The organism is uncultured Alistipes sp., assembly GCF_949296715.1.
GTDB lineage: Bacteria > Bacteroidota > Bacteroidia > Bacteroidales > Rikenellaceae > Alistipes.
The window spans coordinates 15,892-32,769 of the sequence record NZ_CASFQD010000013.1; the positions used below are offsets into that span (position 1 = coordinate 15,892).

Annotated in this window: 10 protein-coding genes and 1 tRNA gene; 3 read left to right on the forward strand and 8 right to left on the reverse strand. The window is 59.3% G+C overall.

The features are described 5' to 3' along the window. Nucleotides 1-6: 6 nt before the first annotated feature. Nucleotides 7-945: a hypothetical protein gene (locus Q1Y33_RS01565; protein WP_300797583.1), complete on the reverse strand. Its 939-nt coding sequence runs from the start codon at nt 943-945 to the stop codon at nt 7-9. Between the two features lie 167 nt (nt 946-1,112). Between Q1Y33_RS01565 and uvrC the strand changes: the two genes are divergently transcribed. Next, the gene (gene uvrC / locus Q1Y33_RS01570) at nt 1,113-2,936 is read left to right on the forward strand and encodes an excinuclease ABC subunit UvrC (protein ID WP_300797585.1); all 1,824 of its coding nucleotides are present in this window, start codon (nt 1,113-1,115) and stop codon (nt 2,934-2,936) included. Nucleotides 2,937-3,148: 212 nt separating this feature from the next. Beyond that, a tRNA-Leu gene (locus Q1Y33_RS01575) sits at nt 3,149-3,232 on the forward strand. 365 nt (nt 3,233-3,597) lie between these two features. On the opposite strand, the gene Q1Y33_RS01580 is transcribed toward Q1Y33_RS01575, so the two are convergent. The 7 genes from Q1Y33_RS01580 to Q1Y33_RS01610 form a co-directional block, all read right to left on the reverse strand. Next, nucleotides 3,598-5,793, reverse strand: a complete 2,196-nt coding sequence (locus Q1Y33_RS01580; RefSeq protein WP_300797586.1) for a glycoside hydrolase family 97 protein — start codon at nt 5,791-5,793, stop codon at nt 3,598-3,600. 12 nt (nt 5,794-5,805) lie between these two features. After that, the gene (locus Q1Y33_RS01585) at nt 5,806-7,566 is read right to left on the reverse strand and encodes a glycoside hydrolase family 66 protein (RefSeq protein WP_300797588.1); all 1,761 of its coding nucleotides are present in this window, start codon (nt 7,564-7,566) and stop codon (nt 5,806-5,808) included. Nucleotides 7,567-7,583: 17 nt separating this feature from the next. Then, on the reverse strand, nt 7,584-9,044 hold the full coding sequence (locus Q1Y33_RS01590) for a SusF/SusE family outer membrane protein (protein WP_300797590.1): 1,461 nt from the start codon (nt 9,042-9,044) through the stop codon (nt 7,584-7,586). A 33-nt stretch (nt 9,045-9,077) separates the two neighbouring features. Then, nucleotides 9,078-10,559: a RagB/SusD family nutrient uptake outer membrane protein gene (locus Q1Y33_RS01595; RefSeq protein ID WP_300797592.1), complete on the reverse strand. Its 1,482-nt coding sequence runs from the start codon at nt 10,557-10,559 to the stop codon at nt 9,078-9,080. 13 nt (nt 10,560-10,572) lie between these two features. Then, on the reverse strand, nt 10,573-13,590 hold the full coding sequence (locus Q1Y33_RS01600; RefSeq protein ID WP_300797594.1) for a TonB-dependent receptor: 3,018 nt from the start codon (nt 13,588-13,590) through the stop codon (nt 10,573-10,575). Between the two features lie 201 nt (nt 13,591-13,791). Further along, nucleotides 13,792-15,435 carry a DUF6377 domain-containing protein gene (locus tag Q1Y33_RS01605; protein ID WP_300797596.1) on the reverse strand — a complete coding sequence of 548 codons (1,644 nt, stop codon included), beginning with the start codon at nt 15,433-15,435 and terminating at the stop codon, nt 13,792-13,794. A gap of 272 nt (nt 15,436-15,707) precedes the next feature. Then, the gene (locus Q1Y33_RS01610) at nt 15,708-16,322 is read right to left on the reverse strand and encodes a hypothetical protein (RefSeq protein WP_300797598.1); all 615 of its coding nucleotides are present in this window, start codon (nt 16,320-16,322) and stop codon (nt 15,708-15,710) included. A gap of 240 nt (nt 16,323-16,562) precedes the next feature. On the opposite strand from Q1Y33_RS01610, the gene Q1Y33_RS01615 reads away from it, so the two are divergent. Continuing rightward, the gene (locus Q1Y33_RS01615) at nt 16,563-16,877 is read left to right on the forward strand and encodes a hypothetical protein (RefSeq protein WP_300797600.1); all 315 of its coding nucleotides are present in this window, start codon (nt 16,563-16,565) and stop codon (nt 16,875-16,877) included. Nucleotide 16,878: the final 1 nt, after the last annotated feature.

Consider the following 16,878-nt stretch of genomic DNA (forward strand, 5'->3'; position numbering starts at 1 on the left):
GGTGGTTTAGAAGTTGATTTTCAGTCCGCCGCGCTTGACCAGGTGCAGCTCGATGAGCAGCTGGCAGTCGGCCGTATTGTCGAATCCGTTGCGGTAGTAGCGGTCGAGCGTCACGGGAATGACGACCTGGCAGCCGTGGATGAGCGTGCGCAGGTCTTCGCCGTAGATCGGCGTCTCGGCGATGACGTTCTCCTCGCTCTTGGCGTCGATCTGCACCGGAACCTCGATGAGCGTCGGGCGGAGCCGGGCCTGGATCTCGGCGCTCAACGGCAGCCGGTTGGCGATCGTGCCGTAGATGTGCAGCGTGTTTTTCGCGTCGGGCGTCCCTTCGGGATCGAGGTTCTCGGCGAGCATGTCCACGATGTTGTCGTCGAGGTCGATGCGGTCGATGTCATAGGTGATGTCGTCGACCTGCAACCTCGACAGGTAGTCGTGTGCGAACGTGCGGACCAGCTCTTCGAGCGTTTCACGCACTGCGGCGTTGGAGCGGTAGAAGGTCCGGAACAGCGGGCGGAACGCCTCCACGTCGTTCAGGTCCAGCTCGGGCACGGAGCCGATGACCGACTCCCGGTAGAGGGACGTATTCCAGATCAGTTCGATGACCTCGTCCATTTTCGTGTCGCTGACCAGCAGCTCCTCGGCGAGCAGGTCGAGCATCTCGCCGAGGTAGGCTTCGTCGGAGACGAGCCGGCGGATTTCGACATAGGAGCCGGGCAGTTCGGTGGGCAGCCAGATGTCCGCTTCGCGGAAGACGTTCTCGATGTCGATGCCGTTGTCGGTGATCTCCTGCATGCTCACGCGGATGGTCATGAGCGGGCAGCGGAACTCGCTTTCATCGTTGCCGATGGTGACGTTCTCCGTCTCGATCTCTTTCAGATCGTACTCCTTGTCGACGCATCCTGCAAGGAGCGTTGCGGCAAGGATCAGAAGTGGCAATTTTTTCATAAAAGAGGTGACTTTTAATGGGGTGATGATGAGATATGATACAAATATAACCTTTTGAACCGAAAATACAAAATAATATGCACGTTATCCTGTGCGACGGGACGGATGCCGGGTATTCCGTTTCCGAAATATTTGCTACATTTGCACGACCCATATCCGCACAGCCCATGGCCGAAACACTACAGGATCATCTGCGGGAGCAGGTTTCGCTGCTGCCCCTCTCGCCCGGCGTCTACCAGTTCCTGGACCGCACGGGCACGATCATCTACGTGGGCAAGGCCAAGAGCCTGCGCAAGCGTGTCTCGTCGTACTTCGTGCAGTCGAAGGAGCACAGCATGAAGGTGCGCGCGCTGGTGCGGCAGATCGCCGACATCCGCCACATCGTCGTCGGCAGCGAGACCGATGCCCTGCTGCTCGAGAACTCGCTCATCAAGACCCTCCAGCCGCGCTACAACATCCTGCTCAAGGACGACAAGACCTATCCGTGGATTGTCGTGCGGCGCGAGCACTTCCCGCGCGTGCAGTCCACGCGGCAGATCGTGCGCGACGGCTCGCAGTATTTCGGGCCCTACGGCTCGGTGATGATGCAGCACAGCGTGCTGGAGTTCGTGCGCGAGGTGGTGCCGCTGCGCACCTGTAAGCTGGACCTCTCGCCCGCGAAAATCGCCCGCGGAAAATACGCCGTCTGCCTGCAGTACCACCTGGGCAACTGCAAGGGTCCCTGCGTGGGGCAGCAGAGCGAGGAGGAGTATGCGCGGCAGGTCGAACTGGTCGTCTCGGTGCTCAAGGGGGATTTGCGGCCCGTGCGGCAGTACCTTACGGGCGAAATGGAGCGGGCGGCCGCGGAGCTGCGCTTCGAGGTGGCGCAGCGCTTCAAGCAGCGTCTCGACGCGCTGGATAACTATGCCGGCAAGTCGGTGATTGTCAGCGCGAAGATTGTCGATGTGGATGTCTTCTCGCTGCTCGAGGACGACGACGTGACCTACTGCAACTTCGTGCGCATCCGCCACGGTTCGGTCGTCGGGGTCTATACCGTGCGGCTCACGGCAGGCGTCGGAGGCGATCCGCGCGACATGCTGACGCTGGCCATCCAGCACGTCGTCGAGCAGGTTGCGGGCGGTGAGCTGGCCCGCGAGGTCATCGTGCCCTTTCTCCCGTCGACGACGCTGCTCTTCGACGGCGTAACCTTCACCGTGCCCAAGCGGGGCGAGAAACTCGACCTGCTGGAGTTCTCGCAGAAGAGCGCCCGCATCTACCGGGCCGAGCAGCTCAAAAACCTCGAGATCAAGAATCCCGAGCGCCATACCGAACGCCTGATGGAGGCGCTGCGCAAGGAGCTGCGTCTCGAGCGGCAGCCGCGCCACATCGAGTGCTTCGACAACTCGAACCTGCAGGGGGCGCATCCCGTGGCGTCGTGCGTCGTTTTCCGCGACGGCAAGCCCTCGCGCAAGGAGTACCGCCATTTCAATATCAAGACGGTGGAGGGCCCCGACGACTACGCTTCGATGCGCGAGGTGGTCTTTCGGCGTTACAGCCGCCTGCAGGCCGGGGGAGCCGAGTTGCCCGACCTGATTATCGCCGACGGCGGCAAGGGGCAGATGGGGGTGATTCACGAGGTGCTGGAGGCTTTGGGGCTGGATATCCCGATCGCCGGCCTGGCGAAGGACGACCGGCACCGCACGGCGGAGCTCTACAGTGGCTATCCGCCGCTGCTCGTCGGGCTGCGGCCTACGTCGCCGCTGCTGCATTTTCTGGCAAGTATTCAGGAGGAGGTGCACCGGTTTGCGATTGCGTTCCACCGCCAGAAGCGCAGCAAGGCTTTCATCCACAGCGAGCTGGAGGAGATCGAAGGGGTGGGGGAGAAGACGGTCCGCACACTGTTGCAGCATTTCCGCACGGTGGAGAAGGTCCGCACGGCGAATATCGAAGAGCTTTCGGCGCTTGTCGGGCCGGTGAAAGCGAAAAAAATCCGGGAATTTTTTGAAAAATAACCCCCGGACTTTGGATTTTGCACGAAAAGGCCTATCTTTGTCGTCCCGATTCTTATGGAACGGCGCCGCATTTGCTCTTTCCGCATGGGAGATGCCCGGATGGCGAGGAAGAGGCTCTTTTTATGAAGGAGATGCTCTTTTTTGGAGGAGTTTGCCTGACAGGTTTTCACGAAGGGGTTGGCGAATGTGGAAAGGCGTTCCGGAAAATTATTGCCCGGATGGCGGAATCGGTAGACGCGTTGGTCTCAAACACCAATGACAGCAATGTCGTGCCGGTTCGACCCCGGCTCCGGGTACACAATAATAAAGAGGCAATTATTTGAAAATCAAATAATTGCCTCTTTGCTGTTCTGCGTTTGTCCCCGAATTGTTCTCATTTTTGTGAGAGATTCGGTCTATGGTTGCTTGTTTTTTAATTGGCTGTTCCCTTGATTCCTTTTGTGCTTGCATGCGTTAATGGTGCAAAAAAGCAATTCTGATAGAGTGTGAGGCATTATGCTCAAGGACGGCTTCGAATATCAAGGTCGAAACCGGCCGCAAAGGAATCCCCCGTTTTCAATGAATGTCATGGAGCCTCCGTGCAAAAGGAGCCATCACCTGCATTAGGGATGGCTCCTTTTTCCTGAACAGGGCAATCATGCCCCGATCTGTCTGCGGGATATTACTTCAGCCGGAGAAGTTTGTTGTCCTCGGGGGTTGCTTCGCGGAACGAGATGGCATAGCCGCCCCCTTCGACCGCCCGTTGCCGCAGCCGGCTCTTCGACGTGCAGCGCACCTCGCGGATCGTGTAGGCCTGCGGGTTGTTCCGGTAGTCGGCATCTTCGGCATCGGCATAGATCGTCGCTACATAGGTTTTCGACGGGTCGAGGAAGTCGAAGCGGATGTCGGAGAGGTGTTCCTTGCCGGCGACGTTGCCCACAAACCAGCGGCCCGAATCCTTGGCCTTGCGGGCCACGGTGATGTAGGCTCCCGGCTCGGCCTCCAGATAGCGGCTCTCCGTCCAGTCGAGCGCCACCTCCTCGATGAAGCGGAAGGCATCGGGGAAACGCTCGTAGTTCTCGGGCAGGTCTGCGGCCATCTGCAACGGCGAGGACATTACTACGTAGATGCCCAGCTGGTTGGCGATCGTACAGTTGGCGTGCGAATGGTTCTCAGGGTTGATCTTCGAGATGTCCATTTCGAAGATACCCGGGGTGTAATCCATCGGGCCGCCGATGAGGCGCGTGAAGGGCAGTACGGTGACGTGCGAGGGTTTCGAGCCTCCGAAAGCCTGGTACTCCGTGCCGCGGGCCGATTCGTTGCCGATCAGGTTGGGCCACGTGCGGCACAGTCCCGTTGGGCGCACGGCTTCATGGGCATTGACCATGATCCGGTAGTCGGCGGCTTTCTGCACGGCGTAGAGGTAGTGGTTCACCATCCACTGGTTGTAGTGGTTGCAACCCTTGGGGATGATGTCGCCGACGTATCCCGACTTGACGGCCGGATAGCCGTGTTCGTTCATGAAGCGGTAGGCGGTATCGAGGTGGCGTTCGTAGTTGCGGACCGACCCAGAAGTCTCGTGGTGCATGATCATCTTCACGCCCTTTTCGGCGGCGTAGCGCTGAATCTCCTCGACATCGAAGTCGGGGTAGGGGGTCACGAAGTCGAAGACGTAGTCCTTCATGTTGCCGAACCAGTCCTCCCAGCCGATGTTCCAACCCTCGACCAGCACGGCATCCAGGCCGTGAGCCGCTGCGAAATCGATGTAGCGTTTCACGTTGGCGGTCGTGGCGCCGTGGCGGCCGTTGGGCTTGACCTTTGTCAGGTCATCCGTGTCGAGGTGGACGCTCTGCAGATCGTCGGTGTAGGACCAGCTGCTCCGGCCGGTGATCATCTCCCACCAGACACCCACGTATTTGCAGGGGCGGATCCACGACGTATCCTCGATCCTGCAGGGTTCGTTCAGGTTGAGCGTGAGCCGTGAGGCCAGGATGTCGCGGGCATCGTCCGAGACGATCACCGTCCGCCAGGGGGTCGTGGCCGGGGTCTGCATGTAGGCCATGTCGCCGTTGGGGTCGGGTGTCAAGTGTGCCTTGAAAACCATCGTGCGGTCGTCAAGCTCGAGGTGCATGGCCGGGAAATTGACCAGTGCGGCCTCGTGGAGGTTGATGTAGAGTCCGTCGTCGGTCTTCAGTTGCAGGGAGGTCTGCACCCCGGTGGGCGAAAAGGCCGTCTGCGAGAGGTTGTCGGTGATCGACCCGCTCATGTGGCCGCGGATCTCCGAGAGACGCGAACAGGTGTAGTCGTACTCCTGGGTGTCGTAGTCGCCGGGAATCCACCAGGCGGTGTGGTCCCCCGTCATGGCAAACTCCGTGCATTCGTCGGCGATGACGAAGTAGACCAGATTGGGCTGTACGGGGAATTCGTAGCGGAATCCGAGCCCGTCGTCGAAGAGCCGGAAGCGGATCGCCATCCGGCGGTCGCTCTGCGGTTGCCGGAGCGTGACGCAGAGTTCGTTGTAATGATTCCGGATCGAGGATTCCTCGCCCCAGACGGGCTGCCATGTCCCGTCGAACGTGTCGGTCTGCGTGTCGAGGACCTCGAATTCGTTGCAGAGCGATTCGGTCGGCCGTGCAGGGGCCGCGGCCGTCACGTCGCCGCCGAACTGTACCGCGCCGCTCTTGCCGCGGAGCAGGAAGCCCATGCGGCTCGGTTTTACGACGACCTTGTCGCCGCGGCGGAGTTCGTAACGGGGCGTACCGGCTTCGTCGAGCGAGAAGCGCATCAGCAGATTCCCGTCCGGGGACCGGAGTTCCTGAGCCTGTGCTGTGGCTCCCGAGAGCAGCAGAGCCGCCAGCGTTGTCAGCAGAGATTTCATCGTATGTCGGGGTTAGTCCTGTTCGAGCACGAGCATGTCCCAATATTTGATCGAGGGAAGGGTGACGGAGATTCCCGAGGCGGTCTTCTCGAAGGCCAGTTCGCGCACGGCGCCGCCGTTGATGTCGGGCGAGGCCATCCAGACCCGGTCGACGGGTTGTTGCGTGTCGATCTCCACGGTAGCCGACTCCACGGTCTGCGGTTCGGGCATCGTGCCGTTCAGATCACGCCACGAGAGCGAATTGGCCTGCGAGAAGTTCAGCAGATGGATCACCTGCCGCTCGCCGACCCGGCGTCCCAGCGTGACGACATTTCCCAGCGTCGGAGCCCATGCGGCGAAGTTCAGCTTGCCGTCGGTCGATCGGACCGTCACGTCGTTCAGCTCGCCGCCGTCGCGCAGCAGGTTCTCGTAGGCCACCAGGAAGTCGTAATAGGCGATCATGGCCTCCTGCAGTTCGGAACTCATGCCTAAGTTGCTGTTCGGGAAATACTCCTTGCAGAGCATGTGTTCGCCCAGTTCGAGGTGTGAACCTCCGAGCGCGAAGATCACGGCATTGGTCAGCAGCACGCCCGGGGTGTTGAACGTCCCCATGTTGTTGGCCAGATCGTAGTTCATGTAGGCCGCAAAGACGGTCTTGAGGGTTCCGCCGCTGTAGGTGTCGTTGGCTTCGATCGTGGCGCGCAGGTCGGTGAACTGATCCTCGCCGCCCCACATCTCGTTGTAGCAGAAGTCGACCTTGCCGGTCCCGGCGATCTGTTCGGCTCCGTAGCCGCTCACGGCGTTCATCACAAGCCGCTTTTGGGGATGGAGGCCCTTCATGGCATGGATGAACGAGGCGTATCCGCCCGGCAGGTCGACCGTCTGCCCGTCGTAGTTGTAACGGGTCCCGCGGTTTCCGAGCTGGTCGATCTGGTATCCGTCGAAGTCAAGGACCGCATAGACGTCGTCGTTGCGCTCGCCGATATATTCCTGCCACTCGCCGTTGCCGGGATCGAGCAGGTAGATCGAACTCTTGAACGGCGCGCTCAATGCATGTACATCCTTCTGTGTGTGTTTGTTGTCCTGGAAGATGTACCAGCGTTCGTTGACGCCGTCCTGGGCCGCGTCGTCCAGCGCCCCGAAGCAGAGGTTGTAGAAGATGGCCTTCATGCCGCAAGAGTGTATCTTTTCGATGTAGGCCTGCAGGGTTGAGAGATAGGTGGTGCGGCTGGCGATGTCGAGATAGCTCGACAGCGGGTTCTCGCGCGTGCCGCCCAGCGGCCAGTGATGCTTGTAGTGCCAGTCCTGGAACTGCACGCCGTTGATGTGGTGGCGGTTGAGATTGTCGATCACCCCCTCGATGCCGCTCTGGGGCATCTCACCGAACGACGAGAGAAATCCGTAGCGCGGGAAGCGGCTCCAGTCGCTCGAGACGTCGACGCCGATCGTTGCCAGGGTGGTTTCCCCCTCGCTGCTCTTCCGGTAGATTTCGACGAGGTATCCGGTGAAGTCCTCGTCAGGGGCCGTCCAGGTCCAGGAGGTTCCCGTTGCGGCCTGTTCGCCGAGGTTCTCGCCCAGGTGGCGGTAACGGATGTAGATGGCCCCGGCGGGCATCTGGCTGGCCGTGAAAAAGACGGTCTCCCCGGGGGCGTATGCCGCCTTGTCGGTCGAGAGGGTAATTTCGACGTTCTTGCCGGCATCGGGATCCACGAATCCCGTGTATCCTTCCTCCTTGTTGCAGGATACCAGCAGGAATCCTGCGAGAATTGCGCTTAAAAACATATTCCGTTTCATAATCGTGTTCGTTCGTGTCAGTTTTTCGTGACGGTCATGGTTTCGGTCAGCTGGTTCAGGACAATGGTGTAGTTTCCGGCCGAGACTTTCCATTTGCGGTCGACGCTGGCGTTTTCGGGGAGCTGCTTGTCCACGAAACAGATCGTTTCGCTGCCGGCCTCGAAGACTTTGTTCTCCTCCGATGCCATGAACCAGGCCCCGTTCCAGTCGCTTTGGCAGTCGCAGGTGAATTTCAATTCACCGCTGGAGAGCGTCCCGGTCCAGGTAAAGGTGTAGTTGTCCCCGCCCTTCTGCATTGGGGTTGCTGCATCGAGCGACCAGCCGTTCGGCGTGGCGTCGCCGATCATCCAGATCTGTGCGTAGGGGGTGAACTCCGTCATGACCATCGACTCGGCGTCGGGCGTGATGTCGAGCGCGATCTTGTAGGGCTTGTTGGGAGTGTCGGCGTAAAGCAGCCATTTGTTGTCGGGGTCGAATCCCGGGACGAAGACCACGGTCGTGTGGGTGTAGTCCGCGTTGTCGACGTCGGTCTTGTACATGTTCTCCCACGAACCCTCGGCGGTTCCGAACTTGAACTGACCGTTCCCGATCTCGGCGCCGTAGCGGAAGATGAAGGGGTTGACGGGGTCCTGCGTCATGGGTTCGAAACTCCAGCTGTTGGCCTCGCTCACGAAATAGATGCGGCTGAAGGGAGGGGTGTTGACGTCCGCCGTCTCGATCCCGAGGGTGAGGTTGAGCAAGTCCACCGTCAGGGTGTAGCCGCCCTCCTCGGCGATGATGAACTTTTCATCGGGATCGTCGTCCGAATCGCGGTAGACAAGTGTCCAGTCGTCGTCGGCCGTGGCGTCGCGGTTGTACGAAGGGAGAAACGCGCCCTGCGTGGTGATGAACTTCAGTTCACCGGCCTTGAGGTTGCCGGTCCAGGTGAAAAGTCCCGGCTGGGAGCGTTTCAGCGCCTCGGGGGCGTCGACGGACCATCCCGTAGAGGTGGCGTCGCCGATCATATAGAGCGTCTCGGTTACGGGCTCGTAGGGCGTGGCTTCGAATCGGATTTCGGACTGCTGCGTCCTCTCGTCGGCCGCCACCCGGGCCGTCACCCGAGCCTTGTATTCGGCGGCAACACCGCTTGCGGCGCCGAACTCTCCGCGCAGCAGGTCGTTCAGTTCGGTGACCGTGTAGCTTTGGGCATAGACCCTGCGTCCGGCCTCGATCGCCACTCCGTCGGCGTAGTCGGATTCCGCGGGGGCGATTTCGAGCGTATAGTCGATGGCGTTTCCGGTACCGTAGTTGGTTCCGGTGGTCCAGGTCAGCGAGAGGGCCGTCGTGGCGTATTGGCGTTCGTCGAGCAGAATCTCCGTCTGCGAAGCGGTGAGGGCCAGCGGCGTTTCACCCTTCGAAGTCTCGGTCAGCCTCTCCGAGCAGGCTCCTGCGCAGAGCACCGTCAGGAGCAGCTGTATCTGTAAGAATGTGCGTTTCATCTTTGGTATTTGTTTTTTTCGGGTTGAGGGGGATCAATAACCGGGATTTTGCTCCATGGCGCTGTTCGAGTCGATCTCGGTCTGGGGAATGGGGAGCAGCAGTCGTTCTCGGGTGATGCTCTTGCCGATCGACTGGAGGAATTCGAGGGCATAGTTGCCGTCGTCGATGCGCACCATGTCGAACCAGCGGTGTCCTTCGAAGGCAAGCTCCATGCGGCGTTCGTGGATGATCAGTTCGCGCATCTCCTCCTGCGTGCGGCCCTTGCCGATCGAGGGGAGCCCGGCGCGCGCACGGACGATGTTGAGCGGCGTGCAGGCGTCATCGGTCAGCCCCTGCTCGTTGAGCGCTTCGGCTTTCATGAGCAGAACGTCGGCATAGCGGTAGACGATGAAATCCGAGGGGTTGGTGTTGTACTCGGGCGAATCGCTCTTCGAGACGAGGAACTTGCGGACGTTGTACCCCGTATTCGACCACGATTTCTGATACTCCGTGCCGTCGAATGCCGGACATCCGTCGTAGAGCACCGTGACGTCCTTGCGCAGATCGCCCTCCTCCCATTGCTCCATGAATTCGTCGGTCGGGAGATTCCATCCGTAGCTGCCGGCCACGAGGTTCGAGTTACGGGGGCCCATGTAGGTCGAGAGCCACGACGCCTGGTTGTCGCTGCCCCAGAAGTCATACTGCGTGCTGCCCGAGTAGCCCACCGTGAAGATCGCTTCGGGACTGGTTTCGGCGGCGATCCCGAAGTTGTCGGCGAAGTTGCAGCGGGTGAGGTCATACCCCAGGGCCTCTATCTGCTCGCAGAGCGAGACGACGTCGCCGTAGTGGGTTTCGGGCTGCCAGGTCAGGTAGATGTCGGCCAGCATCGTGAGGGCGGCATCCTTCGAGACGCGGTTGTAGTCCTCGGACGAGTAGCTGCTCTTGGCCGGAAGGAGCGAGATGGCCTGCTTGCAGTCGGCAATGATCTGCTCGTAGCAATCGGCGAGCGAAGCCCGGGCGATGGCCGTGGATTCACCGGCGTTGTAGGGCTCCAGCCGCAGGGGCACGCCGCCGAACAGCCGAACGAGAATGTAGTAGTAGTGGGCGCGCAGGAAGTAGGCTTCACCCATCGAACGGTTGTAGATATCCGTAGAGAGGCCTTCGGGCGAGAGGCTGTTGATCACGATGTTGCACTGGCCGATTCCGACCCACGGCGAGCGCCATACGTAGAGGGCGTAGGCGTTGTCGCTGGCCGCAGCGAAGTTGGCGCACTGGACAGTTTCGATGCCGTCCTCGCCTCCGCCTCCGCCGACATCGGAGTTCCCGGCGATGATGTCGAGCGACCAGATGCGCATGTTGTAGAGATTTGACGACTGCAGCGGAGTGTAGCAGGCGTTGGTCAGCGCCTCGGCGACCTCGTCCGTGACGGCGACGTCGGTATCCACGGCGTAGGAGGGATGGCTGTCGAGGAAATCGCTGCACGAAGTGGCCGACAGCGCAAGAATTGTATACAGGGATATGAGAATCTTTTTCATGGTTCGCGTCGGTTTAGAAGTTGAAGTTAACACCCAGGCTGAAGGTGCGGGAAACCGGATAGGTTCCGTTGTCGATTCCGTTGATTCCGATTTCAGGGTCGAATCCGGTGTATTTGGTCAGCGTGGCGAGGTTTTCGCATGAGAAGTAGATCCGCGCGTTCTGGATGTGCAGGCGTTTCACCCACCGTGCGGGAAGGGTGTACCCGAGGGTGATGTTCTTGATTCGCAGGTAGGACCCGTCCTCGACGAAGCGGTTTGAGATGCGGGCGTTATGGTTCGGGTCTCCGTAGACGGCGCGGGGCATTACGGTGCTCGTGCCGTAGCCTACCCAGCGGTAGCGGACCGAAGCGGTTTGGTTGTGAGCCGAGGACATGCCTTCGGTGGTGATGTTGGTGGCGTTGAAAATGTCGTTCCCGGTGACGCCCTGAAGGTAGATCGACAGGTCAAATCCCTTCCACGAGAAGTCGTTGATCATCGAGAACATCCAGTCGGGATTGGGATCGCCGATAATGGTGCGGTCCTCGTCGTTGATCACGCCGTCGTTGTTCAGGTCCTTGAAGCGGATGTCGCCCGGGGCGGTCCCGTTCTCCTGGAAGGCGTGATTGTCGACCTCCTCCTGGGTCTGGAACAGTCCGTCGGTGACATACCCGTAGAAGACGTTGATGGGCGAACCGTTGCGCTGCATGGTTACGTAGGCTCCGTTGATCTCGTTCTGATAGAGCGGCGTGTCGCTGTTCAGGCTTACGATGCGGTTGCGGTTGAAGGTGGCCGTCACGGTGGTTTCCCAGCGGAGGCCTCCGTTGCGTCCGTCGAAGTTGATCGAGCGCAGCGACATCTCGACACCCTTGTTCCGCACCTTGCCGGCGTTGGTGTAGGTCGTGGTCGTGTCCTCGAATCCCGAAGTGATCGGAATGGCGGCCTTGACGAGCATGTCGGCCGTGTTTTTGATGTAGGCGTCGACCGAGAAGTTCAGCCGCGAGTTGAAGAGTGAGGCGTCGAGGCCGATGTTGCTCTGGCGGACCTCCTCCCAGTGGATCGTGGGATTGGCCATGGTCTTGGCCATGAGCGTTGAGACAATGTTCGAACCGAAGATGTAGGAGCCGGTGCTGTAGGTCGAGATGTAGGAGTAGGAACCGATCTTTTCGTTACCGGTGATTCCGTATCCGGCCCGGAGCTTGAGGTCGCTGACAAACGAATCCTGCGGGAACCAGCGTTCGCGGGAGATTCGCCATGCGGCGGATACCGAGGGGAAGTTGCCCCAGCGGTGGTCGGGGCCGAAGCGCGAAGAACCGTCGCGGCGGAAGGTGGCCGTCAGGAGAAAACGGTCGTCATAGGTGTAGTTCAGACGGGCCATGAACGAGAGCAGGGCCCAGTCGCTCGACGAACCTCCGATGTCCTTCATCGTGGTTCCGTTGTCGAATTCATGGACGCTGTCGAACAGGAATCCCGCCATCGTGGCGTTGAACGCATCGGTGCGGTTCCACTGGGCGGAGCTTCCGACCATGAGGCTTACGTCGTGTTTGTCGGCGAACGTGCGTTCGAAGGTGAAGTAGTTGTCCCAGAGATAGGTGAACGACTTGTTCGTGTCCTGATAGCGGGTCGTCTCCTCGACGGGCGTGGGGCTGTAGTCGTAGGCCTGCGAGAAGTTGTCGTTGTACCACATCTTGGCGTCGTATCCGAATGTGCTCTTGAATCGCAGCCAGGGGAAGAGGGTCACTTCGGCCGAGATGTTGGCCAGGAAGTTGTAGCCCTTGGTGACGTTGTCGTTGGTGTAGAGCGTGCCGATCGGGTTGCGGATGTCGCCGTACCAGTAGGAGTTCCCTTCAGGGCCGCTCCACGAGCCGTCAGCATCTTTTACCGACTGGGTGGGCAGGGCCTTCATGGCGTCGCTGATCGAGTAGGACCCGGCCGATTTCTTGTCGGTCGAGAAGGTGATGTTGTTCGAGAGCTTCAGCCAGCGGAAGAGCTGCGTGTCGTTGTTGTTCTGGAAGGTGAAGCGTTGGTAGTTCACCGAACGGACCGTGCCGCTCTGATCGAGAAATCCTCCCGAGACATAGTAGTGCGACTTTTCGTTGCCGCCGGAATAACTGACCGTGTAGTTCTGCATGACGCCGGTCTGGAAAAGCTCTTTGAGCCAGTCGGTGCCTTTGCCCAGCGACGAAGGATTGCTCCAGGAGGGGTTTGTGGCCAGGCCTGCGGCCGAGAGCATGTCGTTCGAATAGGCGGCATACTCCGAGGCGTTGAGCATTTCGGGAATGCTCGTGACGTTCTGTATGGCCCAGTTGGCCGTCACGGAGAGTCTCCCTTCGCCCGACTGTCCGCGTTTGGTGGTGACCATCACCACGCCGTTGGCTCCGCGGGCTCCGTAGATGGCCGTTGCCGAGGCATCCTTCAACACGTCGATGCGGTCGATGTCGGCCATGTTGAGCGAGGTGAGTCCGAGGTCGGTGGGGACACCGTCGATCACGACGAGCGGATCGCTGTCGTTGATGGTTCCCAGACCGCGGATCTTGATCGTGACGTTGTCACCGGGTTTTCCGGCGTCGACGATCTGCACACCGGATATCTTGCCCTGGAGGGCCTGTCCGACGTTTGCCACCGGGGTATCGCGGATCTGCTTGCTGCCGACCGAGGCAATGGCGCCCGTGAGGTCGTTCTTCCGCATGGTGCCGTATCCGACAACGACCACTTCGTCGATCTGTGCGTTATCCTCTTCGAGGATGATTTCGAGTTGGGTCCGGTTGTTCAGGGGAATCCTTTGCGAGCGGTATCCGATGAACGAGACTTCGAGTTCGGCCTTCGGATCGACCGAGAGCGAGAAGACGCCGTCGATTCCGGACGAGGTTCCCGATGCGGGATTTTTCAGGTCGACGATCGAGGCGCCGACGACGGGACTTCCTGCGGCGTCGCGGATCGTACCGTTTACCGTGATCTTCTGGGCCATGGCCGGGAGGCCTGTCGCCAGAGTGAGGAGAAGGCTCCCCACGCAGAGCGTGAATCCGGAGCGCAAGGTTTGGTACAACCTTTTCATACGAGTTGTTTTAGGTTTGAATTTTGGGGTTTCGGTCCTCTGCAGCGCCTCGAAACGAGGCTTTGTACAGCGGTATATCAAAATTAGCCGACATAGTTTGCCGAACGAGAGACTTGGAATGCAATAGTAGTGTCGTTTGAAAATCAAACGGCTCGTTAACAATATGTTAATCGAGCCGTTCAGGGGGAAAATAGTAGTTGTTTATGAAAGACGTCCGATGCACATGACCTGTTTTTCGAACTCTTCGCGACTGACGAGTGCGGCATTTCTCATCTTGACGCGGTAGTTATAGACCGTGGAGACGGAGCGCCGGAGGAATTCGGCGATTTTCACCGAATCGTTGATCCCGAGCCGGATCAGAGCGAAGATTCTCAATTCGGTTGTCAGGAGCATCTCACCCGGGATGGTTTCGATGCGTTTGTCGGGCTGGAGGAGTTGGTTGAACTGGTCCACGAAGTCGGGGAAGAGGTGCAGGAACGTGGCGTCGAACTTGGCGTAGAATTCGTTGAGTTCCGACTCGATGAAGGCCGTCGATCGGAGGACCTTCTGGAGTTCGGCCATTCCGCCCTCCCGGGCGATGTGCAGAAGTTGCGAGCGGTAGGTCTCAATTCGCCCGATATACTCCGAACAGAGATCAAGATAGCGTCCCAGATAGGACTCCTTGATATTGTTCGACTCCTGCAGGAGTCCGATGTACTTTTGGAGACGGGTATTGGCGAGACTGAGCTTTTCGTTGATTTCGCGGGTTTTCCGTTCGGCCTCGGAGGCGCGCCGCTTGTCACGGAAGGCAATGAGGGCCACGGCAATGAAGAGCAGCGAGAGAATGCTGACGCTCCATAGCGCCCGGTTGAGCTGCGTCCGTTTGCGAGTCATCTGTTTGTTGTAGGATTCGGAGATGATCGGCAGCAGGCGGTTGATCGAGTGGATGTTGTTCAGGGCGTTGACCGTCATGGCGTCGTTTCCCGAGCAGGTGATATAACGGTAGGCGCGTTCGACGTCCCCGGCTTTGTACAGCAGCGAGGCCAGTTCGTAGAGCGAGCGGTATTCGTGTACGGGGGTTTTCAGATCGTGAATGGCGCTCTCCGTGTAATAACGGATGGCATCCATCGTGTTTCCGTTCTGCTGGTGGACCGTGGCGATGAGATAGGTGAGGATGGCCCGCTCGTGGAGAGTGGTTGCGGCGGCGTCGTAGCGGTCCTTCAGACCCTGCAGGGCTTCGGATGCTCTCCCCGCCTCGCAGAGCATGTCGGTGAGCAGATAGAGTCGCGCGATGTCGTCCTCGCCGAGTTTTTCGTAGAGCAGCCGTTGGTAGGTCCTTTTCAGACGGCGATATTCGTCCCGGCAGAGGGGGTCTGCGGCGTTGGTGGCCATTCCGTCGTAGAAGGCGTGGTAGACGTGATAGTAACGCGGCATGAGGTCGTAGGGTAGTTGTGTCGAGTCGATCTGGGAGAGATACTCCCGGGCTTCGACATACATGCCCGAGAGGACATAGCGGTCCGCAATGTCGAGTATGGCGTCGAACTTCATGGCGAGGGTTCCGATTCTGCGTGCCACGTCGAGCTTCACCCGGGCGTAGAAAGTGGCCGAATCGAGATTGTACTGATAGTATTCGTCGTAGAGGTTGTCGTAAATCCCGTAACGCTGCATATCGGTGCATCCCGGGGTGAGTTTGGCCTTGATTCGGTCGATATACTGGGTTTTGATTGTCTCGAAGCGGTCCCGTTCGTCGATCGTGCGGTCGAGTTCCTCGATCTGCCGTTCGACGTCGCGCGGATACGGAGTATTGGGGCTGCAGGCCGAGACCATAAAGGTCAGGAGTATGATTCCGATGGGTCGTTCGATCATGGCGGGAAAGCGGATAAAAAAGACGATATTTTTTGTAAAAATAAACAAAAAATTTCATACTGCCGATCTGTTGCTGCAATTTCGGCCGGCAAGAATATCCATTTCGGGAAGGGGCTCCTCCCTTTTCAGGAATAATCCGTCGTAAGGCCCCGGTTGCCTGCAGCCGCGGGGTGAATCACCGGCAGCTCCGGGTGCTGATGCTGAAAAACCTCAAATGACACGCAGCCATTTGAGGTTTTTCGTTTGTCTCCGTTCCGGGAAAGGACGGCCCGTTATTCGCCGAATCCGTCGCTGGGCCTTACCTCGATATTCTCCTTCAGAAGGTCGCACATCCTGGTGATGACGGCGGCCGAGGGGGTCTCTATGCCGAAATTGAACCCTTCCGACGGGCTCTTCATGATCGATATCTGCCGGATGTCGTACCGCGAGAAGCGTTGGAGAAAATAGGCCGCATCCGGATGCGCGGCCGAGGAGTCCGACTGGCACTTGTCGACCTGGAACGTCGCCGATACACAGACGGTCTCGCCATCGTCGTTCAGCGTTGCGCTGATGGACCCCATCAGATTCCGGACCTGTATGATTTCTCCGTTTGACAGCGTAAAATAGAGATACGTATAGTCCGATGCCTGCTCGCGCAGCAGGAAAAAGGCCTTCCGGGCGCTGTCCATGGATATCGACAGAAGCGGGGCCTGCCCGAGTTCATAGGAGAGCGTGAAGGTAAGGTCCGTGCCGCCGGATTCGTGGAATGTCGGCGAAGAGACGTAGGAGGTCCCGAAAAAGGAGTCGAAATCGAACGTGTAGCCGTCGCCTTCGTTGTCCGCACGAACATCCGAAACCGACAGGAGACACAGCAGACCCGTCAGGAGGGTGCAAATCAGCGGTTTCATGGCAGTAGAAATTTATAAGTATTTACAAAGATACGAAAAAAACGGCCGGTTCCGTCTTTTTTTCTGCTTCCGGGCCCGAATCGCGGATTTTATCGGTGAGTGTGTCCGGCCGCAGCCTCCGGAACCCCTGTATCGCCGGAGGCTCTCTCCTGTTGCCCTCCCCCTCCAAAAAAAGGCTCTGCACTGTCCAAAGCCGGGTTGGCCGCGTCCGGACCGCCCCCCCCTCCGGCCGGATTGCTTATGGCCCTGCTGCACCCGGCGCCCGCGGCCGGCATGCTGCCTCGGACCGTATACGGTCCGGTGTGGAAAAGAGGAGGCCGCTTATGTCGCTTCGCCGCCGGCCGAATCCTCCCGATGGCGGTCTTCCCGGCTGCCGGCGGCGAGGGGCAAAAACAAAAAAGAGGTGAAATTTTTAGCCGAATCCTCGAAAAGTTGGTTATTTTTGTCTTTCGAACAGGCTGTATGAGCCCGCTCTTTCCGAAGACCGGGCTCTCCGGAATGGATGCGGGAGAGAGGCTGTGGGAGGGGGTTGCACCGGAAAAGCCGGAAAAATGAG